The 22,886-nt window shown below is 38.7% G+C and carries 22 protein-coding genes and 2 pseudogenes; 20 read left to right on the top strand and 4 right to left on the bottom strand.

The window, feature by feature from the left end; genetic code table 11:
* Positions 1-368: 368 nt before the first annotated feature.
* From K3F53_RS07320 to K3F53_RS19630, 5 genes and pseudogenes are all read left to right on the top strand, one after another.
* The gene (locus tag K3F53_RS07320; protein WP_220559992.1) at positions 369-593 is read left to right on the top strand and encodes a type II toxin-antitoxin system HicA family toxin; all 225 of its coding nucleotides are present in this window, start codon (positions 369-371) and stop codon (positions 591-593) included.
* 45 nt (positions 594-638) lie between these two features.
* Positions 639-992, top strand: coding sequence for a type II toxin-antitoxin system HicB family antitoxin (locus K3F53_RS07325; RefSeq protein ID WP_057899170.1), 354 nt, complete (start codon positions 639-641; stop codon positions 990-992).
* Positions 993-1,045: 53 nt separating this feature from the next.
* Positions 1,046-2,340, top strand: a pseudogene (locus tag K3F53_RS07330) (site-specific DNA-methyltransferase).
* A 147-nt stretch (positions 2,341-2,487) separates the two neighbouring features.
* Complete coding sequence (locus K3F53_RS07335; protein ID WP_091261084.1) at positions 2,488-2,724, top strand: hypothetical protein; 237 nt, start codon at positions 2,488-2,490, stop codon at positions 2,722-2,724.
* A gap of 45 nt (positions 2,725-2,769) precedes the next feature.
* Positions 2,770-2,853 (top strand): annotated as a pseudogene (locus tag K3F53_RS19630) (phage terminase small subunit-related protein); the annotation flags it as partial.
* A 9-nt stretch (positions 2,854-2,862) separates the two neighbouring features.
* Here K3F53_RS19630 and K3F53_RS19370 read toward each other — a convergent pair.
* Positions 2,863-3,012 (bottom strand): hypothetical protein, encoded by a 150-nt coding sequence (locus K3F53_RS19370; RefSeq protein WP_236781872.1) that lies wholly within the window; start codon positions 3,010-3,012, stop codon positions 2,863-2,865.
* Positions 3,013-3,256: 244 nt separating this feature from the next.
* Between K3F53_RS19370 and K3F53_RS07345 the strand changes: the two genes are divergently transcribed.
* The 13 genes from K3F53_RS07345 (at position 3,257) to K3F53_RS07405 (ending at position 17,897) form a co-directional block, all read left to right on the top strand.
* Positions 3,257-4,447 (top strand): IS701 family transposase, encoded by a 1,191-nt coding sequence (locus tag K3F53_RS07345; protein WP_220560003.1) that lies wholly within the window; start codon positions 3,257-3,259, stop codon positions 4,445-4,447.
* A gap of 186 nt (positions 4,448-4,633) precedes the next feature.
* Positions 4,634-5,953 (top strand): circularly permuted type 2 ATP-grasp protein, encoded by a 1,320-nt coding sequence (locus tag K3F53_RS07350; protein ID WP_057899167.1) that lies wholly within the window; start codon positions 4,634-4,636, stop codon positions 5,951-5,953.
* 48 nt (positions 5,954-6,001) lie between these two features.
* On the top strand, positions 6,002-6,883 hold the full coding sequence (locus K3F53_RS07355) for an ATP-grasp domain-containing protein (protein ID WP_057899166.1): 882 nt from the start codon (positions 6,002-6,004) through the stop codon (positions 6,881-6,883).
* 210 nt (positions 6,884-7,093) lie between these two features.
* On the top strand, positions 7,094-7,837 hold the full coding sequence (locus tag K3F53_RS07360) for an iron-containing redox enzyme family protein (protein ID WP_220560013.1): 744 nt from the start codon (positions 7,094-7,096) through the stop codon (positions 7,835-7,837).
* A 138-nt stretch (positions 7,838-7,975) separates the two neighbouring features.
* A complete protein-coding gene (locus tag K3F53_RS07365; RefSeq protein ID WP_057899164.1) occupies positions 7,976-9,007 on the top strand; it encodes a beta/alpha barrel domain-containing protein in 1,032 nt (343 codons plus the stop codon).
* Positions 9,004-10,050, top strand: a complete 1,047-nt coding sequence (locus K3F53_RS07370) for a C45 family autoproteolytic acyltransferase/hydrolase (protein ID WP_057899163.1) — start codon at positions 9,004-9,006, stop codon at positions 10,048-10,050. The genes K3F53_RS07365 and K3F53_RS07370 overlap by 4 nt, the downstream gene beginning before the upstream one ends.
* A gap of 42 nt (positions 10,051-10,092) precedes the next feature.
* The gene (locus tag K3F53_RS07375) at positions 10,093-11,010 is read left to right on the top strand and encodes a branched-chain amino acid transaminase (RefSeq protein ID WP_220560033.1); all 918 of its coding nucleotides are present in this window, start codon (positions 10,093-10,095) and stop codon (positions 11,008-11,010) included.
* Positions 11,011-11,015: 5 nt separating this feature from the next.
* On the top strand, positions 11,016-12,404 hold the full coding sequence (locus K3F53_RS07380) for a circularly permuted type 2 ATP-grasp protein (protein ID WP_057899161.1): 1,389 nt from the start codon (positions 11,016-11,018) through the stop codon (positions 12,402-12,404).
* A complete protein-coding gene (locus K3F53_RS07385) occupies positions 12,385-13,209 on the top strand; it encodes a PhzF family phenazine biosynthesis protein (protein WP_057899160.1) in 825 nt (274 codons plus the stop codon). The genes K3F53_RS07380 and K3F53_RS07385 overlap by 20 nt, the downstream gene beginning before the upstream one ends.
* Positions 13,210-13,240: 31 nt before the next feature.
* Complete coding sequence (locus tag K3F53_RS07390) at positions 13,241-13,903, top strand: RraA family protein (RefSeq protein WP_057899159.1); 663 nt, start codon at positions 13,241-13,243, stop codon at positions 13,901-13,903.
* 22 nt (positions 13,904-13,925) lie between these two features.
* Positions 13,926-15,122, top strand: a complete 1,197-nt coding sequence (locus K3F53_RS07395) for an ATP-grasp domain-containing protein (RefSeq protein WP_220560042.1) — start codon at positions 13,926-13,928, stop codon at positions 15,120-15,122.
* 2 nt (positions 15,123-15,124) lie between these two features.
* Positions 15,125-16,396, top strand: coding sequence for an MFS transporter (locus K3F53_RS07400; protein ID WP_220560052.1), 1,272 nt, complete (start codon positions 15,125-15,127; stop codon positions 16,394-16,396).
* A gap of 139 nt (positions 16,397-16,535) precedes the next feature.
* The gene (locus tag K3F53_RS07405; RefSeq protein WP_220560061.1) at positions 16,536-17,897 is read left to right on the top strand and encodes a transposase; all 1,362 of its coding nucleotides are present in this window, start codon (positions 16,536-16,538) and stop codon (positions 17,895-17,897) included.
* A gap of 895 nt (positions 17,898-18,792) precedes the next feature.
* Here K3F53_RS07405 and K3F53_RS07410 read toward each other — a convergent pair.
* Positions 18,793-18,954, bottom strand: coding sequence for a hypothetical protein (locus tag K3F53_RS07410; RefSeq protein ID WP_220560063.1), 162 nt, complete (start codon positions 18,952-18,954; stop codon positions 18,793-18,795).
* Positions 18,955-19,383: 429 nt separating this feature from the next.
* Positions 19,384-20,193 carry an alpha/beta fold hydrolase gene (locus tag K3F53_RS07415; protein ID WP_220560064.1) on the bottom strand — a complete coding sequence of 270 codons (810 nt, stop codon included), beginning with the start codon at positions 20,191-20,193 and terminating at the stop codon, positions 19,384-19,386.
* A gap of 637 nt (positions 20,194-20,830) precedes the next feature.
* On the opposite strand from K3F53_RS07415, the gene K3F53_RS07420 reads away from it, so the two are divergent.
* Positions 20,831-21,061: a hypothetical protein gene (locus K3F53_RS07420; protein WP_057899155.1), complete on the top strand. Its 231-nt coding sequence runs from the start codon at positions 20,831-20,833 to the stop codon at positions 21,059-21,061.
* Between the two features lie 72 nt (positions 21,062-21,133).
* Here the strand turns inward: K3F53_RS07420 and K3F53_RS07425 are convergent, their stop codons facing one another.
* Positions 21,134-21,439 carry a Uma2 family endonuclease gene (locus K3F53_RS07425; protein WP_057899154.1) on the bottom strand — a complete coding sequence of 102 codons (306 nt, stop codon included), beginning with the start codon at positions 21,437-21,439 and terminating at the stop codon, positions 21,134-21,136.
* Between the two features lie 252 nt (positions 21,440-21,691).
* Between K3F53_RS07425 and K3F53_RS07430 the strand changes: the two genes are divergently transcribed.
* Positions 21,692-22,729 (top strand): copper amine oxidase N-terminal domain-containing protein, encoded by a 1,038-nt coding sequence (locus K3F53_RS07430; RefSeq protein ID WP_057899153.1) that lies wholly within the window; start codon positions 21,692-21,694, stop codon positions 22,727-22,729.
* The last annotated feature ends 157 nt before the right edge of the window (positions 22,730-22,886 follow it).

The raw sequence follows: 22,886 nt of genomic DNA on the forward strand, positions 1-22,886 counted from the left end.
TCATTGGTTGGCTTGTAACGTTAAAACTTTGCGTTACAATTGCAGGAAAATAGTCCTTCTTTTACAATAATATTTTGGGTGTTTAAAATCTATTATGCAAGAAAAACACAACTTGCTTTCTTAAAAGGAATATTGGAGCACTGTATTCAGGAAAAAGAGCAGTTCTCTCAGAAATTAAAAGAAAAGCCGGAGTTAAGAAATTTCTAACTAGAAAGAAGTTCGGTGAGAAATATCCGTTTGGCGATTTATCCTTTTATTATGTAGTGAAGACCAAAAGTAACTTTTTATTTTGCTGAATATGGAAAACTTAACAAAATTCTCTTGATATATGATACTAAATATGATACTATAATATCAGGAGGTGAAACATGGCAAGGATAGATAAAATCCTCGAAAAAATGAAAAACCGCCCTAACGGAATACGGTTCGAGGAAATTGCCATCGTGCTTGAATATTACGGATACATACAAGTGAGAAGCAAAGGGTCTCACCATCATTTCCGAAATCAAGCAGGCGATGTAATCACAATCCCAAAGCAAAATCCCGTTAAGGCGGTGTACGTAAAAAACGTACTAAAAAGGATGGGGGAGTGACGGCTCCCCTTCCTTCAAAATATATTCTATCCTTGTAAAGAATAAATGGCAAATAAAGACGTTTCTTATTACATGAGCTTACCCTATACCATTCAGATTCAACATATAAATGATGAAAGCGGTCAGTATTATTATGCGACTGTGCTTGAATTGGATGGTTGTCAAAGTGATGGGCAAACGGTAGAAGAAGCACATAAAAACATTCGGGAAGCAATGGAAGGTTGGTTTGAGACTAAATTAGAGTTTGGCGACCCAATTCCAGAACCGATAACCGATGATGATTACAGTGGAAAATTCGTCGTGCGTGTTCCTAAAAGTTTACATCGGCAGTTAGCACAAATGGCAGCAAAAGAAGGAATATCGTTAAATCAATACGTACTTTACAAATTAAGCCGTTAAGTCGCTCATCGAGCGGCTTTTTCTTTACCCTAAAACGGAGGTGGGTGATAGAAATGGAAATACGAAAGGTACCTGTCAGCAACATCAATTCAGCGCCGTACAACCTGCGTGTGGATTTACGGCCCGGAGATCCGGAATACGAGAAGCTAAAGCGTTCCATTGCGGAGTTTGGATATGTCGAGCCGCTTGTTTGGAACGAACGTACCGGGAATCTTGTAGGCGGCCACCAGCGATTAAAAATTTTACTGGAACAAGGCCATACGGAAATCGAAGTATCCGTGGTTAACCTGGACGAAGTACGCGAGAAGGCGCTGAACATCGCACTGAATAAAATTAGTGGACGATGGGATGAAGAGAAGCTGGCTATCTTGCTCCAGGAGTTGGCTGAGAGTGAAAGTAGTATCGAGCTGACCGGCTTTGATGGTGAGGAACTGGAAGACCTTCTCTCTGCTTTACCTGCTGACACAGAGCCGGATGAGCCCGTCGTCGATGATGAATATGACGTGCAGGTTGCGCTCGATGCTATCAAAGAGCCGGAAACAAGGCATGGGGATATATGGCGCTTGGGCAGGCATTTGCTTGTCTGTGGTGATGCTGCACGCTTAGAAGATGTACAGCGTCTTATGCAGGGTAAAAAAGCAAATCTGGTAGTTACAGACCCGCCGTATAACGTAGCTGTGGAAAGTGATTCAGAACGTCTGGCTGCAGACAGTCGTGATTCTATTTTAAATGACAACATGTCCGATGAGGATTTTGTTGTGTTCTTAAATCAGATATTTGCAAACTACGCCGCGATCATGAAACCGAACGCGGCGATTTACATTTTTCACCCATCTTCTTATCAGCGAGAGTTTGAGAATGCGATGAATGCCGCTGGAATCGTGACCCGTTCACAGTGCATTTGGGTGAAGAACGCGCCGACGTTTGGCTGAGCGCAGTACCGGTATAAGCATGAGCCAGTGTTTTATGCACACATCAAAGGGAAAGCGCCGGCATGGTATGGCGATCGAAAGCAGACGACAGTGTGGAAAGCAGGATTGCCTGTCGAAATTCCACAACCAGAAACCGTATGGGAAGTATCGCGTGGCGATGTGACGAAATATGTCCATCCGACACAGAAACCATTGGATTTGCTGGCGATTCCGATTGGCAACAGCAGCAAGAAAGGGGATATTGTTGTTGATTTCTTTGGTGGCAGCGGTTCAACGCTGATGACGTGTGAACAGATGGGACGTGAATGTCGGAGCTTGAATTGGACCCGGTATTTTGTGATGTGATTAAGCAGCGATTCTATGAAGCAACTGGTATTGAGCCTGTTCTTGTTTCTCGTATTGATGAAGTGGCATAACCGTAGAAAAAGCAAAAGGAGGACGCTGCGAACGCCCTCCTGACAAGCTGCCGGGTACCCCCGACGAAGGATAGCAGAACACCGTGGCCACGGAAGGGAAAGCTGCTATCCTGTTTCCATTTTACATGGAACTCGGGGGTATGTTCAATGAAAAATACGAACGAATATTCTTGTTTTGGTAATAAGGAAAATGTACTGCTGCAGCACGAAATAGAGACGATGGAAAACATTATGGAGTCGAAGTCAAAGTATCGAAAAATCATTCATGCTGGCATTGCACGCTGGGTGAAAGACTTTCAGGAAGGCCGGATTGAAATTAAAACGGTGGATGATTTGAAGAAGCTGATTGAAATCGACTTAGATCTCCAGCGAGATGACGTATAAAAACAAACTCAACTCAAACCAGATTATGGAGGTGGGTGGAATGTAGTGGGACGAGAAAGAAATCCGAATCGCAGAAAAGCATTTGAAATGTGGAAAGAGAGCAGTGGAACTTTAAGTTTAAAGGACATTGCTGCTGCTTTAGTTTTCGGGAATATATACCGTAATGACAAATATATCGCGGAGATAAAACACCATATTAAGAAATTCAGCGCCTTCTGGTATTGAAATTTTCTTTAGCACCTTTTTCTCTTTGTCATCTAGCAGATATTTAAAACTTAAATTAAGCATATATTATCCTCCTAATAAAATATATGGCTACCTTCTTTTGCGCTCCATTTTATACAATTCTTATTGACTTTGCTGGCAAATCCCAAATGTTATATCTTTTTATGTTGTGCATAATAATTTAATAACTGTAGTTGCCCAAAAACACTTACACAAATTTACAATTGAATAGAAAAGAGACATATCTCTTCACCCTGTGTAAAAATAGAAGTACCACCAACCACTTTTACGCAAAGGAGAAGACTATATGCCTCTTACGTATAGGGTAGCACATCAACAGGAAATCAACAATATTTTACGTACCTGGCGTTTCCCACTTTATTTTTCTAAGCCGGTAATGAACCATATGGTTCATTTTCTCGATGGTGTGATGACCAGAGGTTTTTCTGGAACGTTAACCGATATCCATCGTGAAAGCTGCCATTCACAAGACCGACGGACACTGAGCCATTTTCTTACTCATGGGAAGTGGAATGAGCAGCATTTGATGCGTATAATTCAGCAACAATCATGGGAGAGCATCAAGAGGGAAGCGAAACATACACAAGAGCCGATTTTCGTTATTATCGATGATACGGTCTGTAGAAAGACAAAGCCCTCGTCACAGGCATTGTCCCCTATGCAAGGAACAGATTTTCACTATTCCCATACCGAAGGTAAGTCAGTATGGGGGCATGCAGTAGTTCAGGAATTCATTCGATGTGGTGAAAAAGCATTCCCTTATGCGTTTAGCCGATACGAATCAGAGCAAAACAGCAAAATTGATATTGCATGTGAACTGCTTTCTATGGTGCCAAAAAGTTCTTTTTCTACTTATGTTCTTATGGATACATGGTATCCTGCTCAATCTGTACTCGAAACCTGCGCTTTATCTGGATTTCACGTCATTAGCGGTATAAAAACCAATCGTATTATTTATCCATATGGTATTCGGCAGTCAATAAAGGAATTTGCCTCGCACATCCATAAAGAAGATACCGACCTTGTGACCGTCGGTCACGCTTCTTATCACGTCTATCGTTATGAAGGCAAGCTAAATTTCATTGAAAATGCTGTGGTACTACTGTGTTGGGATGCGACCCAGCCAATGACTCTCCAAACTATGCGGGCATTCTTAAGTACAGACGTTTCCTTATCTAATGAGCAAATTCTAACGTACTACAGTAAACGTTGGGCGATTGAGACTTATTTTCGTACCATGAAAAGCAACTTTTCCTTTAACGGTTATCAAATACGTAGTACCGTTGCAATTAAGCGGTTTTGGACATTGCTTTCTTTTACAGCCATGTTCTGCAGTGCAACAGGACACGGTGATATCTTAACAGGACTACGAAGTTGGCAAAACAAAAAGACAGAGAGTTGGATCGAATTTGTTTACTATGAAGCAAAGGCAGGAACGCAGCTGGATTTGATAAAAAATCAGTTACAAGCTGCCTAGGAGAACCTTCGGTTCTTTCTATATGGTAAATTTTGTATCAAATTTTGGGCAAGTCTAGTCATTTATTAACAAATTATTTATTGCATTTTTTACCTTGGAATATTATACTAATTTTGGAATTTATATATTTTTCTATTTTTAATAGAATTTTCTATCTAGAATTCTCTGAGAAAGATTGGTGAAACAATGCCAGAGACCAATTTATTCACTAATGAATTTCAAAAAAATAAAGAACAAAGTATTTCTGATATACGTTCGTTTCTAAGAAAAGCTAAAGATATGCAAGTTGTTAAATCGACTACTCGGATAATTACTACTCCTCCAGTTCTTAAAGAAGAGAATCGAATTGAATTGGAATATGTATTAAAAAAATTATTAGAGATTATCTTAACAATTCCAGATCGTATCTTTGGTGGGGATCTGGAGCAGATGGGGAGATTTTTAGGTTATCAGCCTAAAGAAATTCGAAAAATTCTGGATGGTACTATTCGCTTTGAAGATAAAGTGTTGTCACGTGGAGATTTATATCAAACGCCAGATGGTTGGAAGCTACTTGAATTGAATTTAGGTAGTAATGTTGGTGGCATGACGATGGCTTGGTTAAATCGTTTGATGCAGGAAACACCGTTTTATAATGAGTTGATAAAATCAAATGATTTGAAATATTTTGATCCATTGATATTTTGGGTTAATACGATTCGTGGCATGTTGCAGATAAATAGTAATTCACTTACTCTTGCTATGGTTGAAAGTGAAAAGGTTTTAAGTAGTTATTCTCATACATTGCAGTTAATGGCAAAAGAACTACAGGACCATACCGGTATTCAGTCGTTTGTTTGTTCGCAACGTGATTTAGAGGAAGGAACTGATGGTCTATATTTTAATGGTCGGAAGATAGATGTAGTATACCGATTATTTGACTTGGGCGATGTGGAAGCAGCGCCCGAGGAATATTGGCACATTTTCGAGGCATTAAGGGCAAAGCGGGTTCAAATGCCAATGGGGCTAGAATACAAAATACTAGGGAATAAAATTCTCTTTGCTATGATGTCAGACCCTCAGTATGAACCCTATTTTTCAAATGAAGAGCTATACATAATACATCGATACATTCCTTGGACGCGGTTGTTTGAAGAAAAGCTAATATCTTTTGCATTGCACAATCAAAGATCTCTAGTTATTAAGCCAGCAGATGGATATGGTGGAATAGGGGTTCTTTGTGGATGGGAACATCGAGAAGAGGATTGGAGGAACACTCTATATTCACTACTTAAAAGAAAAGAGAAATATATCATTCAGGAAAAAGTGACACCCTCAACTAGTGAAGTGTACTGTTCAACACCTGAGGGAGAAATAATCTCTCAAGAAGTACAACTTCTTTGGGGAGCCTATTTATTTGACAAAAGATTTGCTGGTGGTATCCTGCGGGCGAAGCCAATAGGGGGAGGTTCTGTAATTAATTTACACAATGGTGCCGCTATTGGGCCGATATTTATACACGGATGAATTGGAAAAGATACTTTTTCGTTTTTGCCTTGAAAGGAGGATTGAGCTATGGCAGTTCTAATTCTTTGCCGAGAAGAAACTAGTGATGTAATAGAACTGAATCGGGAACTGAAAAAACGTGGATACGAAGTTATCGTATCTACTCCTCAGGATATTTTAGTTCGTTCCTGTGGCGGAGAGAATCAGTTTCTTTACCGAAATGAACCTTTACGAATCTCCTGTGTTTTGGGCTGGGTATCTCTTCAGCAACGGGAATATGGTATGTGGTTACTAAAAGCGTTTGAAATAGCCGGTATTCCTGTGATTAACGACACCGATGTATTGACTATAGGCCAAAACAAGTTTCTCAATTCAATACTGCTAAACCATCACAACATTCCACATATCCCAACTTTTCTAGTGGGGAATATGGATCAACTGGATGAAGTAATCAATCAGCTACATTTCCCTTTAGTATTGAAGCCGATTATTGGTGCTAAAGGACAAATGGTAATACGTGTTGATGATGAGAACGCCTTGCGTAATATTGCTCCTTTTTATATGCAGGGAAATAAACCTTTATATGTACAAGCTCATATAAATAAACCAGGTCGCGATATCCGAGTTCGTGTTATTGACTACAAAGCAGAGTATGCATTTTATCGATACTCGGATAAGGGGACATTCTTAACAAACTTGTCGGTGGGAGGCAATTGGGAAGAATGCCCATTAGAATCTGACTTATCTGAACTTGCTGAAAAGTGCAGTAGAGTATTTAATGCTTCAGTAGCAGGCGTTGATATTGTGGAAGATGAACAAGGAAACTATCTGGTTATCGAAGTAAATACCACGCCTGCGATTACATATCCACGTGATGAAACTGTTTTACTAGTCGCAGATTTGATAGAGAGAGTTCTACAAAAAAATGTTACTTCTTCTGATAGTACTTAATACTATTGAAGAGTTACATGAATCAATTTCATAACTCGGAGCCTTAGAGCCCCAAGGGTTTCAGGAGCTTAAAAAAGTAGCACCTCCCCAAGTTTTACTTACAAACATGTGTTAAAAGCTCGATAATCCCTGTAAAAACGCAGTTTTTAATGCGTAATTATGAAATTGATTCACATAAAAAATTTTTTCATAAAAAGGAGATTGATAAGAATGTTGTTGTCACCAGAAGCATTAATTCAAAAGTTGAAAGACATTGTGTATGAAAACCGTAAGATCACTCATCCGTTATACCAAACAATTATGAAAGGTGAAGCGACACCTCTTTTGCTCAAAAATTTTGTTTTACACCGTTATCATATTAAGAGTTTTTGGACTCGTAATATTTCCGCGATCCATTCCAAATGCCCAGATGTTGAAGCTCGTATTCATCTTGCAGAAAACATTTATGAAGAAGAAACAGGTAAGATTTCTGGAACCGAGCGCCATCTTGACTTGTTCGTGAAATTTGGTGAACAGTTTGGATTGACCTGGGATGAGATTAATAATTTAGAAATCCTTCCAGAGAGTCAAGCCGTAATTGATTGGAACAACACTGTGTGTGGACCTAATCATCATTTCTTGGAAGCTGTTTCGGCCTTAATCATTTATATGGAGGGTCAACCACCAGTGGAATGGGAAGGTCGTACAATGAACCATGCGATGAACTATTTCTATAACGTTAACGAAGCGGGTAGATCTTACTTTAATATCCATAGCAGCGATCAAATGGAGATAGAGGAAGATCATGCTGAAATTGGATACGAACTAATACGTAAATATGCGACAACAGAGGAATTACAACAAAAGGTAATTAATGCATTGTATAAATCGATTGACGTACGTATGAAACACTTTAGCGCTATTCTTCGGGTAACGAACGAACAAGCTGTTCAAAAGGGAATAGCAACTATCTAGAAAACAAAAAAGAAAAAATTCACTCAATGCGGATTCTTTCATTAATTGTGGTTGTTTACTCGGCTTCCACGGAAATGGAATCCGCATTTTTCAAAGTGTTGATGCTAGGGCCTATAAATAATGTGGAGGACATTATTAATGGTTAAGTTATTAGATGTGACATTGAGAGATGGTGGGTATACAAATTCGTTTCAATTCGAACAGCAAGTAGCAATTGACATAGTTGATTCTTTACATCAAGCGGGTATCGACTATATAGAGATCGGATATAGAAATGGCCCGGAAGAAGGACCAACAAAATTGGGGTTATCAGCAAGAGTAAACCGTGATTATATACACGCGATACGCACCCATGTGCCTGGTGCAAAGATTGTGGTTATGCTCCACCCACACAATATTTCAGAACAAGACCTTTTAGAACTTAAGGAATTCAATATTAATGTGGTTCGGATTTGTATTCGCTCGGATAACTTGCAAAACGGACTTTCGGTTATTAGATCGGCTAAACAGCAAGGTTTATTTGTCAGTGCAAATTTTGTCAGGGTGACCTATTTATCCCCATTACAGATTCGAGAATGGATGCTGCAAGCTGAAGCTGCAGGAGCTGATTGGGTGTATTTTGCTGATTCGAATGGCCATATGGTTCCAGATCAAGTTAAAGAGTATGCTGAAATCTTTAAAAAAGTTCTCCAGATCCCAGTAGGATTCCATGCCCATCATAACTTGTCATTAGGATTAACAAACACATTGGCGGCGATCGAAAGTGGTATCGATATTATTGATGCCTCTTTGCGCGGACTGGGAAAAGGGGCCGGTAACTTACCCACAGAGGTTTATGTCTCTTACTTAGAACGGATGAACATTAAACATAATTACGATTTGGTAAGTATCCTAAAAACAGCAGAATATTTGGAAAATAATGTGATGCATCGTCCTATGTATCTAACTACTCGTGATCTGATGTTTGGTATGGCGAACTTCTCAAATGATTTTATCAATCCGGTAATGCATGAAGCTGCTACTCAAGATGTATCTTGGCAACAGCTTACACTGAATCTAAGTAAAAGAAAGCCCATAAAGCCGGTTTTTGAGGAAATTAAAGCTGTTGTTGCTGACATAAAGTCTCTAGATAAAATTTTGGCTCCAACTTTAGAGGAGCGATCCTTATGAGTAAGTATTTTCAGGTAGTGACAGTTTCAGGTTCTCCTTATGAAAGAGGATACCAACATGGACAAGTTTTTGGGGAACAAATCCGTTCTTTTCTAGCAGACAATGTGGCAAGGATTAACATTGTCCGGAAGGATAAAATTTCATTAGAACAGGCCCTATCAATGGTTGATGGTTATATTTCGTTTATTGAACGTGACGTCCCAGATATAGCAGAGGAAATCCGTGGGTTAGCTGAGGGAGCCCAGATTACATATCGAGAGGCAATGTTACTGCAGGTAAGGCGTGAATTAATCTCTCGGGGCTTAGAATGTAGCGCTCTGGGATATGTAGATCAAGAGGAGGGTGCTATTATCGCTCAGAATGTTGATTTACCAGGAAACCTGACTGAACTTGGTATTATCCTAAAAATCAAAAGCTCGGTACCAGGTGAACCTAGTATCATGATGTATACCCATATCGGACTATTGGGTTATCTTGGAGTGAATAGTTATGGGATAGGAATTGGCTTAAATATGGTGTTAGCACCAGGTTGGCGAGAAGGTGTCCCTCCTTATCTATTAATTCGTCATCTCTTACATCAACGTAATTTAAAAGATTGTTTAAGAGAGATTCGCAGGATTCGTCGTACCTCATCACGTAATTTGTTACTCTCAGATGGTCATCGTGTTCTAGATATCGAAATGACAGTAGAAGATGAGCGGTTCATTGAACAACAACTAATTGTTCATACAAATCATTATCTCAATAATGAATTTCGTCAAATTGATCAGATTTCACCAAGCACATCGACTTTCCTACGGCTTGAACGCATGCATAGTTTAGCAGCACATTATGATAATAAGCCTTCCCTTCAACAAATACAAGAATTGCTAAAAGACCATACTAATTATCCCAGAAGTATCTGTGCTCATGGTCAAGGGGATTATAGCCGAGGGGAAACGGTTGCCTCTGTTATTCTTTACCCTAAAAAAGGGGTTATGTATGCAGCGAAAGGTTATCCTTGTGAAAACCAGTTTTATCGTTATTTGCTATTTGAAGAATGAGTTCTATTTTTCACAGTTTCCACCGTTGGGAGATGAAATAATATGAAAGAAACGTATATATCGTTGAATGGACGAATTACCCCCTACGAAGAAGCGAAAATCCATGTATCTTCTGTAGCGATGAAATATGGGGCTTCAGTATTTGAAGGAATTCGTGGCTATTGGAATGAAGAACAAAAGGAATTGTACTTATTTGCTTTAGAGCAACATTTAAAACGTTTGCTTGATTCTATGAATTTAATGGGAATGGAGCATGATTATTCAGTAGATAAACTTATTTTTCAAGTTGAAGAGATTGTAAAAGCGAATCAATTAAAACAAGATTGTTACATTCGGGTCGCTGCTTCAATTGAGGCAGATGGTCCTCTTGACACCCGAGGTCCTGTCCTACTAAATATCGCGGCTTTCCCACAGGGGCGTAAACCAATCCAAACAGGAATTAAGGTTTCAATTAGCTCTTGGACTCGCCTTTCGGATAACATGATGCCTCCACGTATCAAGTGTGTGGCTAATTATCAAAACGGAAGACTCGCTTTACTCCTGGCTAAAACCGACGGATATGACAACACTATATTATTAAACCAAAATGGCAAAGTAGCAGAAGCTCCAACAGCTGCAGTCTTTCTCGTAAAGAACGGAGTACTTACTACACCTGTTGTTACAGATGGTATTCTTGAAAGTATTACTCGTCGTTTCTTGATTGAGGTGGCCCGTGAATTGAATATTCCAATTATAGAACGCCAAATTGATCGTTCTGAATGTTACTTAGCGGATGAGGCTTTTCTTTGCGGGACAGGTGCCGAAATATTGCCGATTCGCTCAATTGACCATTATTTGATTGGAGACGGTAAAGATGGAATTATTACTCAACGATTAAAGAACTTTTACTTTGATGTAGTGTATGGAAAAAAGCCAAAATACAGTCATTTATTATTCCCAATTTATAACTCAAAAGGATGATTTCTATGATAGATTTACTTTTTGAAGAACAATATAAACAAACTATTGAAAATAATCGTCATAACTTGCCTCAAGAAATTGCATCCGTTGTAGATAGATGTGATTCTGAGGGGTTTGTGTTTCGGAATAAGCCATTTCCTTTGTACCCTCGAATTAGTATTCTTCCTGTCGAGGTCCGTAATGAAATTCAAAAAGAAGCAGAAAAAATGATTGATATTCTTGAAAAGGTGATCGAACTATACGCTAATGATCAACGCACTCGTGAATTTTTTATGCTAGGTGAGCAGGCTCAAGAGCTTGTTAAAATTGATCCGGGTTACAAACGAAAAATTCAAATCTCGCGCTTTGATACTTATTTAGTTCCAGGTAAAGATGTGTTTAAAATTTTAGAAAATAACACGGATTGCCCAGCCGGAGTAATTTTTACAGGTCGAATATTAGAAGTAATGAAGCGGATTTCTGTCTTAGATGCTTATTTGCGGAAACTTCCACCGTTAAGAAAAGAAGGAATTGATACCACGGATGCATTTATTCGGCAATTACTCGATACCTACCAAGAGTTTAGACCCGGATCAGAAATGCCATCCGTTGCAATCTTGCAAGTAAGAGGGAAGGAAAGTAAAGAAGTTGGAGAAATGGTAAAACAGTTTGCTTTATTAGGCATAGAGGCAATAATTGCAGACCCGCGGGATCTACAGTATAGAAGGGGTAAGCTATACTCGGGTGATTTAGCGGTAGATCTTGTCTGGAATAAGATTAATACAGCCGACTTTATTCCACTGCTCGATGAAGCAGAAAGAATAAAGAATTATTTAAATGCATGTAAGGATCAAGCAATTTGTCAGGTGAATTCATTTCAAGCACGTTTTATTACTGAAAGTAAACTATGTATGGCTTATCTTTCAACTCCTTCCTTTAGTCATTACTTCACGGAAGAAGAACGGAACGTAATCTCGAAACATATCCCTTGGGCCCGAAAATTGGAGGATGGATCTGTAGAGTACAGGGGTAAACAAATTGAATTGAAACAGTTAGCCTTGGAAGAGCAAGAAAGATTTGTTATCAAAACAGCTTATGATATTCGGGGTGAAGGTGTATTAATTGGTTGCTCTACACCCTCAGACCGTTGGAAAGAAATTTTAGAGGAATGTTGGAACAAGCCATTCATTTTGCAGGAATTTATACCGGCACCGGAAATCGAGGTGCCAGTTGACGATTGTCGGTCATTTAGTAAGAAAAAATTTAGTACGGATCTTTTTATGTTTGGTGGAAAGTTCCAAGGATTTGGCTCCAAAATTAGTGATGAATTTAAAGTGAATATTTTTCAAAATGGAAGCAAACAGGTAATTCTATCGTTGGCCGAAGGGGATCGAAATGGAAAGTCAACTATTTAAGGTATTTACTCAAGACCCTAAACATGGGAATTCAGCAGCCGTAATTTTGGCAGAAGAATTATCTGAAAAAGAAATGCAATCATTGGCGACTCAAATAAACACAGTAATAACAGTGTTTGTGTTACCCTCTCACTTGGCTGATGCTAGGTTCCGTTTTTTTTCTATTTCTTCTGAATTACCCTTTTGTGGGCATGGGATTTTAGCAGCAGCTGATTACTACATGAAGGTCACAGGCCACCAACAGATAAAAGTGGAAACTCAAGCCTCGGTGGTTACTATTTCGCGAAATTCAAAGGGGACCATCCACTTTGAAACTACAGGGGTATCAATTATCGATTGCTCATTTGATCAAAAAGAGGTATTAAGTTTTTTAGGAATTAATGAAGATTTGATACACAAGGACTTACCTTTTTGTATTGCTTCGATTGGGAGCCCTAAATTGTTTGTCCCTATAAAAAAACTGGTGACCGTCCAGTCTATCACCCCTGATTTCGAAGCGATAAGTGAGTGGAGTTCAAAGATGAAAGTGAACGGGGTTTATGTTTATACCTTTGAAACACAACATAGTGATTCATCGCTTCACGCTCGAAGCTTTAATCCTTTGTTTGGAGTCAAGGAAGACGCAGCTACCGGGGTAGCAGCGGGTGCTTTGGCTGGTGTACTAGTCCAGGCGGGATATTTTCATTCAACTCTTATTGTAGAGCAGGGGTATAACTTGGGACAGGAAAGTAAAATTTTTGTGGAAGTAGGGGATGTTATTAAGCTAGGTGGATTTGTGACGCAAATTGGGAAAGTAGAGGTATAACAAAAAAGGAAGAACAAAGGGGAGATTTGACATGGAAAATAAAGTTGATTTTTTTGAACAATTAAGAAAATTACCTACATCCTGTATTTCAGATGCCCTAGATATGCTTGGGATCAATGGTGGGTGTGAATTAATTCGCCCGCTCACCCAAGGTATGGCGCTAGTCGGACCAGCGTTTACATTACAATATGAACAGGTAAAGGAAGGTGAAAAGGCTCCGGCAGGTGAATTTATCGATGAAGTACCAGCCGGTAGTGTAGTTGTTATTGCCAATGGCGGTCGTTATTGTACGGTCTGGGGTGATCTTCTTACTATTGCTGCAAAACAAAAGGGAATAAAGGGAACGGTGATTGATGGCTGCTGTAGAGATGCTACAAGTATTATTCAAATGAACTACCCGATATTTACAAAGGGCACCTATATGAAGTCCGGAAAGAATCGAGTAAAACTAGTCGGAAAACAAATTCCGGTTCGTATTGGTAATACGATTGTTCATCCAGGGGATGTAATATGCGCAGATGATTCAGGAGTAATTGTTATTCCACAAGAGGTACTACCGGAAGTTGTTGAAAAGGCTCTAGCAGTCGAAATAATGGAGCAACAAATCATCCGTGACTTAAGAGAGGGGATTTCTATGAAGGACGCTAGGGAAAGGCACAATTACAATAATTTTGCTTTGCTACTTAATAAGTAATACATCTTGGGGGAGAAATGGAATGGCTATCTTGATTTTTAATCGTAGTAAATCTTTTCATTTTAAGGAGTGGTTGAGTGATCTTAATGAGGAACTTGTATTGTTTACTCAAGTAAGTCGGTCGGATTTGGATAACTATAATCATGTAGAAATGATTGAATCCTTTGATCAAAACGGATGGACAGAAATCCGTGCTATTGAACTCCATAAAAACTTTAATTTTCATACTATCATCGGTCATTCCGAATATGATTTGATTCGTGCAGCACGGTTACGGGAAAAATTTTGTATCAGAGGACAAAGGGTTGAAAGTGCACTTGCCTTTCGAAACAAAGTACTAATGAAACAGTTGGCAGCTAAAGGAGGAGTAGAAGTACCTACTTTTCGATCAGTTAACTCCTCGATTGACCTTTTTGAATTCATCGAAGAGAACGGATTCCCTATTGTTATCAAACCAATTGATGGTGGAGGTTCTCGTCATACTCAAGTTTTATATAATTTCGATGAGATGAAATTAATTCTTCAACAAGGACTACCGACAAATTTAATGGTAGAGAAGTTTGTATCCGGCGAAATGTACCATGTCGACGGTATAATGCGGAACGGGGAAATTTTATTTTCATGCGCTTCCCGTTATATAAATGGATGTTTAGCCTTTACTAAAGGAGCAAGTTTAGGCAGTGTTATACTTGACAAAAAAAGCAGAATAAGCAATCGATTGCATCAAGCCTTGAGTACTGTTCTTGCTTCATTACCGGGAGCTCCAATTTTGGCATTTCATGCAGAGTTTTTCCATACTGATGATGATCGATTACTCTTGTGTGAGATTGCCAGTAGAACGGGCGGAGGACGGATAATCGATACAATTAGGGAGGTATTTGGTATTGATTTAAATCGTTTATGGATTCGTCTCCAATGTGGACTTGATGAAACTCCACAATTAACTCAGAAAGCAGATCAATTAGCAGGTTTTCTAATTGTCCCACCAAAAAACGGAAAATTGTTACACTTGCCAAAAGTGGTACCATTCGAATGGGTAGTCGACTATACTTCGTCTGTTCAACCGGGCCAAACTCTTCAGAACGCAGCTTCAAGTGTTGATAGTATTGCGACCTTAATTGTAAAGGGAACGACCGAAAAGATGGTTGAGTCCAGATTGAATCAATTGAACGAATGGTATATGAACGAACTAGTATGGGAAGAGGAATGGGGGGGGTAGGATTGGTTAAAGAACACAATGAGAAATTGTTTACCAGAACATTCTCCCTCTATCTAGCTTCGACCATTATCAATTTTTTGGGGACAGGTATGCATGGTATTGCATTACCATGGCTATTGTTGGAGATGACAAAGAGCCCCTTATCAATCGGGATACTCCTCTGTATCCGAGCATTACCAGGCATATTCTTAGCCCCATATGCAGGCTATGTCGCAGATTGTATGGATCGACGTATCAATTGTTTTCTGATGAATCTTTTACAAGGCATTGTAGTTTTTGTTACAGTGGGTCTTGGCTATTATGGCCTTCTCAATCAGTTTTATATTTATAGCATGGCGCTACTTATTTCTATTGGCAACACTTTCTTCTTTCCAGGGATTCGTGCCTATATTCAGGAAGTCGTGGGAAAAGCTAATCTACTACGTGCCAATTCTTTGACTGAATCATTAACACAGGCTGGAATGCTCATAGGAACTGGTACAGCCGGTCTCGTTATTAGTTCTTTTGGTACGATGACTGCTCTTTTTATTGATGGATGTACCTTTCTAGTGTCTGCTATTTGTATTATTTTGATGAATAAAACTAAGGCTTCTTTTTCAGTAAAGCCCCAGAAGTTTGCCATTTTAAAAACAAAGTTCGAGGTTCTAAAGTATGTTAAAACTAAGTTCATACTATTTGTTACAATCTTGTTATTATTAGTGCCAACCTTCTGTGTACAAGTTAACAATGTTCTAGTTGGGGCTTTTACAATGGATTTACTGAAGTTAGATGCATCCGCTTATGGACTTATTAACCTATGCTACGCAATTGGTGCAATGCTCTCAGGGTTTATACTAGCTTCTTTAACTAAAAAAAGAGTAAACGACAAATATTTTATTTTCGTTTCTATACTTGCTCTTGGATTATTCGAAGGTTTATTCGGTTCTAGTCAGAATCTATCAACTGCTATGCTTATAACGTTTATAATCGGATCTTGTGTTGTAATTACACGAACCTGGTTAAATACAAAAGTTATGAGCATAACTGATAATGAGTACGCGGGCAGGATTCAAAGCACGATTGGTTTCCTAACTTCAGTAATGCTTCTTGTCTCCGGATTAGTGGTTGGAGGGATAGCGAAAAACGTTGGTTATAATTTAGTTTTCTATTTACTAGGTACTTTCGTAGTTCTAATTGCTTTTATCTCTTTGTTTTATTACTCGAGACAGGAGAACGCAACTACTACGAGTAATACCAGTGAAGCTACCGTTAAGGCAAAAGTAAACGAAATGTAATTTCAACATAATTGAATCAATTTCATAACTCAAAGCCCTTGAACCGTAAGGTTCAATAGACATGAAAAAAAGGAGTACCTCCCAAAATCTCGAATAGAGTAGTTGCTCAGACAACTCAATGAGAAAGGTTAGTCTCCTCATGTACTCTATTCGTCAAGGACATTTATTTTCCCTGCAAGACTTATTAGATTTAGAACCTACTGAGCACTACACAGCAATTTTTGAAGGCATCAATATTATGCCTCTGCTTAAAATTGTGTCTAAAAAAGTATGTGAAGGTGCGCCTCAATCGCTTAATTATCCAGCGATGATTTATTCCCTGTTTGCTCGTATTCTAGAAGGTATTGCAACCATTAAACTTCTTGTTCGTCGCTTGAAAACCGATGTTCTTTTTCGTTTGGATTGCGGATTTTCTTTTTCTGATCGAGTACCATCTGAAGCTTCTTTTTCCCGTTTGATTCGAAGAATTAAATCCTCCAATGTGCTCGATGAAATAAATCATGCCCTTGTTTTACAAGCTGTTGAAGAAGGCTTCATTGATGGCAACCACATTGCAATTGACGCTACCCATGTAGAAGCGCGAGACCAAGCTCCACAAAAAGAAGAAGTTGAACAACAACCCGTCAAAGAGCCGAAAAAACGGGGGCGTAAGAAAAAAGAAGCCTATGAAGCATGGAAAAAAGAACAAGAAGAAATCGAAAATCATCTTCCTCTTTTTGAACAGAAAATCGAAAAACAATTGGACTACACCTTCGGTGAACTCCAAAAAGAAATGCCAAACGCTCCTCGGTGGAGAATTAAGAAGAACTCCGAAAATAAAAATGTTTTCTGGTATGGCTACAAACTCCATCTAGCTGTAGAAACCAAAAGCCAGTATCTTTTAGCTCACTTGCTTTCGTCAGGAAACATGAATGATGCTAAAGCTGCTATTCCCCTGTTAAAAGGAGTGGCTGAGCGTTTTCCTTTTCTCAACATCACGAAAGTGATGGCGGATGCTGGATATGACTACAATCCGATTTATGAGCAGATTTATCGCATGAAAGCGGACGGTATCATTGCTTATAATAAGCGGAATGAAGCGCCACCTATCGGTGTCGACAAGTATTTTGCACCGACATGTGTTCGTGAACACTCCTATCGGTATGACAGTTATGATGCAAAATATGAAACACTCAAGTATACAAGACCAAAGGAATGCAAAGGTTGTCCGTTAGCTGACGACACGCTGTGCCAAAAGGTCATTAAAATCAAAAAGACAATAGACTTACGCCGTTATCCTGCCCCTGCACGCGGAAGTAGAGCATGGAAAAAGCTTTATAAGGAACGTACTTCTGTGGAGCGAGTCAATGCCTACTTAAAAGAATATTTTCAGCTTAATAATGTCCGATACCGTTCTGGAGAGTTGGCAAAAGTTCATGTCGATTTGCTGTGTCTATTGTTTAATGCTTCTAAATTAGCTGTAGATCGTATTAATACCAAATTAAACGATAAAGCTGCTTAGTAGGACACGACCTCCGGTCGTTAAAAAAAATTAAATACGGAAATTCTGCAGGTATTGAAGTTTTTAGAAAGCAATTATGAAATTGATTCACATATCTAAAGTCGATGAAAAAGGCGGAATACTCCTTCCAGACGAACTAGCGAAAAGCATCCATAGCGGACTGTTGAACGTTCGGGTGGAAGAGGGAAAGCTCTTGGCGAAGGAGCCAGCACCAGACTATACCCTTACCTGGATACCGGAGAAAAAATAATCCGGTCATGAGCCGGACATTTTCATTATTATCCATATGTAGAAAGGGGTTATGCAATGTAATTTTATCAAGAGCTATGTTTGTATGATAATTTTTAGATCATTAGCGAAATATAGCAAGAGGTAAACGTTTTTTGATGCTAACAAAAATGCTAACATTTTTGCTAACGAACTTATTTTACTTGGTTCTTCTCAACGTATAAAAACTGCATATTGTGCAGAAATAATATGGTTATTTACCTATATTTTCTCTGTTTTTCTATGTTATTTATCAAAATTGAAAAGAGTCATGTAAACATATCTGTAGTGAATAAATAAAGAGGGGATGCAGAAAATCCAGTATTATCAAGGATTTTCTGCTTTTTTTCTTTTGGGATTTGCTCTTAAAATCTTTGATTGCCCACATTTTAACCACCTTTAGTTTGTTAAAGTGTTTTTTTAGCTAATTTCATAGCGTTATCAAAACGTTGGGAAGCCTTTTTCTGCTTGTCCAGAACAAGTACTACGTCGTATTGGCTGTTAAACTGTCAATTGGAATGTATATAAATCAACCTTATAAGCTCCTATTGGTTTACCATCTTCGTAAATAATAGTGGCACGATTATATTTTATTTTTTTTATATTATACCCTTGATTTTTCGCATCCTTAATCAATCGCTAGACTTGCGTATGTTTGCAGTGTTTGCTGATCGTTCTTCATTGCATCACGAACTGATTTTTCGGGCAGTTCTCCCTTCTGTGTACAAGAAACCGCTAATAGTGCTACAATCGTTAGTACAATTATTTTTGTTACATGGAAACTTTTCATCTGCTATACCTTCTTTCTTTTATTTTCAAGTTATAAGATAAAAATGAACAACTAGGTGATGCCGCAAGGACTCTCATTATGTATGTTTTCATGTAAAATAGGTTTGTAGCTTATCTATGAGGGGGAGAAACAACCTTATAACTGGCTTGACAAATCATCGCTGCAGCCATCTTATTAAACAAGCTGAAATTTCACAATCAAAATTCAAGAAAATGATAAAAGAAACCCCGCTGTCCGGTAGCTCGGATGACGGGGCAAAGCATAACCTAGAGATTTAGGCTAGTGGTTCTTTTTATTTGCATTTGCCAACAAACACTTTTGGGAAGTAGTATTTATTGGAGCAGGTATTTCAAAGCGCTTTTTGGTAAACTTTCCAGATTGGACAAGTCTATTGGAGGAATTTTGGGAGAGGTTAGGTTTTCAAAACTTTTATCCGATAAATTGTGTCAATTGTTTATTAAATTTATCACGCTCTTCCCACATCAATCCGTGACCACTGTTTTCAAACGGCACAAGCTTAGAGTTTTTAATTCCCTTATTCTGTGCTACAGCAAGTGGAAATAAGCATATTTTGTCATGCACACCATGAAGGATTAAAGTAGGAACGTTTATTTTTCCTAGATCAAAAAACAAGCTTTCGTCTCTAAGAGAGGCGAGAACTGCTGCCGTAGACCAACCTGCTGCCTGTAGTCCCAATTGGAAGAACCAATTTGAGAAAGGCCTGGTTATATGCTGGAAGAAAAACATACTTCCAAATTCTTCTAACATTTTTGGTCGATCATTATACGTTTCCTGAATGAGTTTATTTACATCTTGCTTGGGTAATCCATATGGAAAATCAGGACGTTGAGTTAGGCTAGGAGCTGCCGCGCCGAATAAAGCAAGTTTGGATACCCCCCACCCTTTATGACGAGCCATATATCGAACGGCGATCGCTCCTCCCACGGAGTGTCCCGCGAGTGTGAAATTTTGTAATTTAAGTATGTCTACCACAGTTCGCACATCGTCTGCCAATCGATCATACGAGTAGTCTCCCCAAGGTTTATCTGATTTACCGAACCCTCTGATGTCCACTCCGATACACCGATATCCCATTGCGGGAAATATATTAAACTGATATTCAAACAGTTTATGATTTGCTGGCCAACCATGTATAAATAAGATTGGCTTCCCACCTCTTGGGTTAACATCTTCTACATAAATTTTTACGTCTGGTTCTACTCTAACATAGTATCCCACGCCGATTCCCCCAATTAGTAAATCTCGTCAGAAACACGTTATTCATTTGGACTTAAAAGGGTGAATGACCGATCCGTTTTTTAAACTGATGCTGCCCGATCAGTTGAATAAGGAAGAATGCTAAGATTAACATCGTGTTTAACAGGGCTTTTTTACACTGTCAACCACAAGGGGATAATATCACAAGGTCGGGGTTTTTGTCTGACCACGTACTTATTTTATTTTCTGCAACTAACTAAAACTGATTTCCGTTTAGATAAAATAAGATTTACTGAACTTTATTTTTCTTATTTTTTGCGTTGTTCATTAAAATTGAAAAGAGTCGTGTAAATGCATCTGTAAGGAACACGAAAGAAGGAAAATTGTAGTTACATTGAAATAGCAGGGGAGAAAAGATTTTAGTAGAATTCAGTGTTAATATCTAATAGTAGCAAAAGCGTGAGCTTCTTTTGCTTTGCTATGTCCTATAATCGTCAGAATGTAAACAAGCTGTTCCTAAATGAGAACAGCTTTATTTTTGTTTTTTCCTTATTTTAACATGATAAATAATAAGAGAGAAAAATAATTTTTAAAAAGTGGCTCAAAATACCTTTCTCAAACGTTTCTATTATTAGAGAAATGTGAAAGGGTGGTAAGGATGATTCCAGAATTTCGTAAGCCATATCAAAACGGAGAGTTGCGGATTGGAAAAGCGACCTGGAATGAAGAGGATCGCTCGGTTAAGTGGGCGTATCGAAGCAGAAATGGGGGGATTTCTCCACGCAGCCCAGAGGTGCCGATAGATGTGCTTTGTGAAATGATGGTGTTTGCTCTAGAAAATGGAGAGATTTCTAAGGAGCAAAAACAACGTTTGCGAAGCTTGTTGTAGTGTTTCAACAATAAAAAGGGGTGGACTCCTTGAAGTCCCCCCTCTTTTTATATCCCAAAAATTAGAGGTATCTCAATCGCGGAAGATAACGTCCAGATGGATGGTGAATTCCTCAAAAATGCCGACTTTGACTTCATCCTCTTTTCCGAATGAGCCAGCCAGTTCGTATTTTCCGTTATCGTTCAGTATGAATACATCAAGTGTTTCATTCGCGGGGGCAACAATCCAGTATTCCCGTACGCCTGCATGCTCATATAACTTGTACTTCAGCCATTTGTCATATTTAGCTGTAGCTTGTGAAAGAATCTCAACAATCAAATCGGGTGTTTCTTTGCATCCTCTCTCGTCCAGCTTTTCCGGATTGCATACAATGGTCATGTCAGGTTGCACCACATTTCAATTTTCAATGAGCCATCTGTATAAGGTAAGTATAGCAAATGTCGGACGAGAATCCTGTCCTTGTTCGAAGCCGATTCATCCCCCACTTTTCCTACGTTTACAAGAGGGGGTCTTCTTGGCTGATAGGATAAAAGTGTTATTACGATATGAAATTGCATACTTAAATGGGGAGGCTACCGTTTATATAATTGAAACAATCTACATCTATAGAGAAAACAGGAGGATAAGATAATGAAACGAACACTCGGACTATGCCTGACCGGTTGTTTATTGTTAGGAGGAGCAGGGGCTGCATTTGCACAAGCGGAAAATCCACATGCAATATCGAATATGAACATCGCTCAAGATTATTCTGGAAATGGACTAAAATACATGATGATTGTAAATGGTCAACCATTACAGGATCGCTCTATTTATACTTCTGGGGACGAACTTATGATACCGTTGCGTCCTGTCGCGGAAGCATTGGGATATAAAGTGACGTGGAATAATGAAAGTCAAAAAATTGAATTATCTAAAGCACATGGTTGGTTCTTCTTAAAAATTGGAGAAGATCAATACAACTTTGCAAAGATGCTGATAAAGCTTGGAAAAGCACCTGAATTAAAAAATGGAAAAACATACGTACCGTTACGTTTTGTAGAAGAAGTTTTAAAACTAAATGTAGTGATAGATGAAACAGGCAATATTACCATTTCAGAATCCGGAGAAATAGCAAATCATATACAAGAAACAGCCGGAATTGTAACAGAAGTAAACGATGGTAACCATGGTAATACCTTGCTTTATGTTATGGGAAAAGCAAATACGAAAAATGGGTATAACTCGATTGCATTACATGTCGATGAAAAAACCGAAATTATTGACGGTTTAACTTCGAAGATATTGAAACCAGAGGATATAAAAGCAAATGCGAAAGTCCAGGCATTTTATGACTCAAGATTAACCAAGAGTCTTCCACCTCAAGGGCATGCCAAGCGTATTGTTGTATTAAATCAGACAGGAAAGGTTTCTGGTACAATTAAGGAAGTACGGCCAAGTAAAGATAGCATTCAGGTACATATAGACGGAGAGTCAGATCAAAACATTGCAAATGATGTTGTATTGAATATCACTTCTGAAACGAATGTGGTATCTAAAGACGGAAAAGTACTATCTCCTGATCAATTGAAAACGGGAAATGAAGTGATCGCTTATTATGGTCCTGTCATGACTCTTAGTCTCCCACCAATGGGTAAGGCTGATACTATCATCATGAACATGAACTAGAATTCTCTCTTTAAAATTAAGGAAGCATATGAAGAATTCTTGTCTGTTATGATAAGAACATACTCGACAGCTTGAGATGGTCAAGAACAGTTTTCAAAGAAAAAATGAGGGTGTCCTAAAAGTGATGGGGCCCCCTTTTGTGTTGCTATATATATGC

Source organism: Aneurinibacillus thermoaerophilus (assembly GCF_019603355.1).
Lineage (GTDB): Bacteria > Bacillota > Bacilli > Aneurinibacillales > Aneurinibacillaceae > Aneurinibacillus > Aneurinibacillus thermoaerophilus.

Bases quoted from the DNA above. Each gene is read 5' to 3' on its own strand.
- K3F53_RS07425 (WP_057899154.1), bottom strand. From the start codon at position 21,439: ATGACCATTGTATGCAATCCGGAAAAGCTGGACGAGAGAGGATGCAAA.
- K3F53_RS07390 (WP_057899159.1), top strand. From the start codon at position 13,241: ATGGAAAATAAAGTTGATTTTTTTGAACAATTAAGAAAATTACCTACA.
- K3F53_RS07405 (WP_220560061.1), top strand. From the start codon at position 16,536: ATGTACTCTATTCGTCAAGGACATTTATTTTCCCTGCAAGACTTATTA.
- K3F53_RS07360 (WP_220560013.1), top strand. From the start codon at position 7,094: ATGTTGTTGTCACCAGAAGCATTAATTCAAAAGTTGAAAGACATTGTG.
- K3F53_RS07385 (WP_057899160.1), top strand. From the start codon at position 12,385: ATGGAAAGTCAACTATTTAAGGTATTTACTCAAGACCCTAAACATGGG.
- K3F53_RS07365 (WP_057899164.1), top strand. From the start codon at position 7,976: ATGGTTAAGTTATTAGATGTGACATTGAGAGATGGTGGGTATACAAAT.
- K3F53_RS07430 (WP_057899153.1), top strand. From the start codon at position 21,692: ATGAAACGAACACTCGGACTATGCCTGACCGGTTGTTTATTGTTAGGA.
- K3F53_RS19370 (WP_236781872.1), bottom strand. From the start codon at position 3,012: ATGCTTAATTTAAGTTTTAAATATCTGCTAGATGACAAAGAGAAAAAG.
- K3F53_RS07410 (WP_220560063.1), bottom strand. From the start codon at position 18,954: ATGAAAAGTTTCCATGTAACAAAAATAATTGTACTAACGATTGTAGCA.
- K3F53_RS07350 (WP_057899167.1), top strand. From the start codon at position 4,634: ATGCCAGAGACCAATTTATTCACTAATGAATTTCAAAAAAATAAAGAA.
- K3F53_RS07320 (WP_220559992.1), top strand. From the start codon at position 369: ATGGCAAGGATAGATAAAATCCTCGAAAAAATGAAAAACCGCCCTAAC.
- K3F53_RS07420 (WP_057899155.1), top strand. From the start codon at position 20,831: ATGATTCCAGAATTTCGTAAGCCATATCAAAACGGAGAGTTGCGGATT.
- K3F53_RS07325 (WP_057899170.1), top strand. From the start codon at position 639: ATGGCAAATAAAGACGTTTCTTATTACATGAGCTTACCCTATACCATT.
- K3F53_RS07335 (WP_091261084.1), top strand. From the start codon at position 2,488: ATGAAAAATACGAACGAATATTCTTGTTTTGGTAATAAGGAAAATGTA.
- K3F53_RS07345 (WP_220560003.1), top strand. From the start codon at position 3,257: ATGCCTCTTACGTATAGGGTAGCACATCAACAGGAAATCAACAATATT.
- K3F53_RS07370 (WP_057899163.1), top strand. From the start codon at position 9,004: ATGAGTAAGTATTTTCAGGTAGTGACAGTTTCAGGTTCTCCTTATGAA.
- K3F53_RS07380 (WP_057899161.1), top strand. From the start codon at position 11,016: ATGATAGATTTACTTTTTGAAGAACAATATAAACAAACTATTGAAAAT.
- K3F53_RS07375 (WP_220560033.1), top strand. From the start codon at position 10,093: ATGAAAGAAACGTATATATCGTTGAATGGACGAATTACCCCCTACGAA.
- K3F53_RS07395 (WP_220560042.1), top strand. From the start codon at position 13,926: ATGGCTATCTTGATTTTTAATCGTAGTAAATCTTTTCATTTTAAGGAG.
- K3F53_RS07355 (WP_057899166.1), top strand. From the start codon at position 6,002: ATGGCAGTTCTAATTCTTTGCCGAGAAGAAACTAGTGATGTAATAGAA.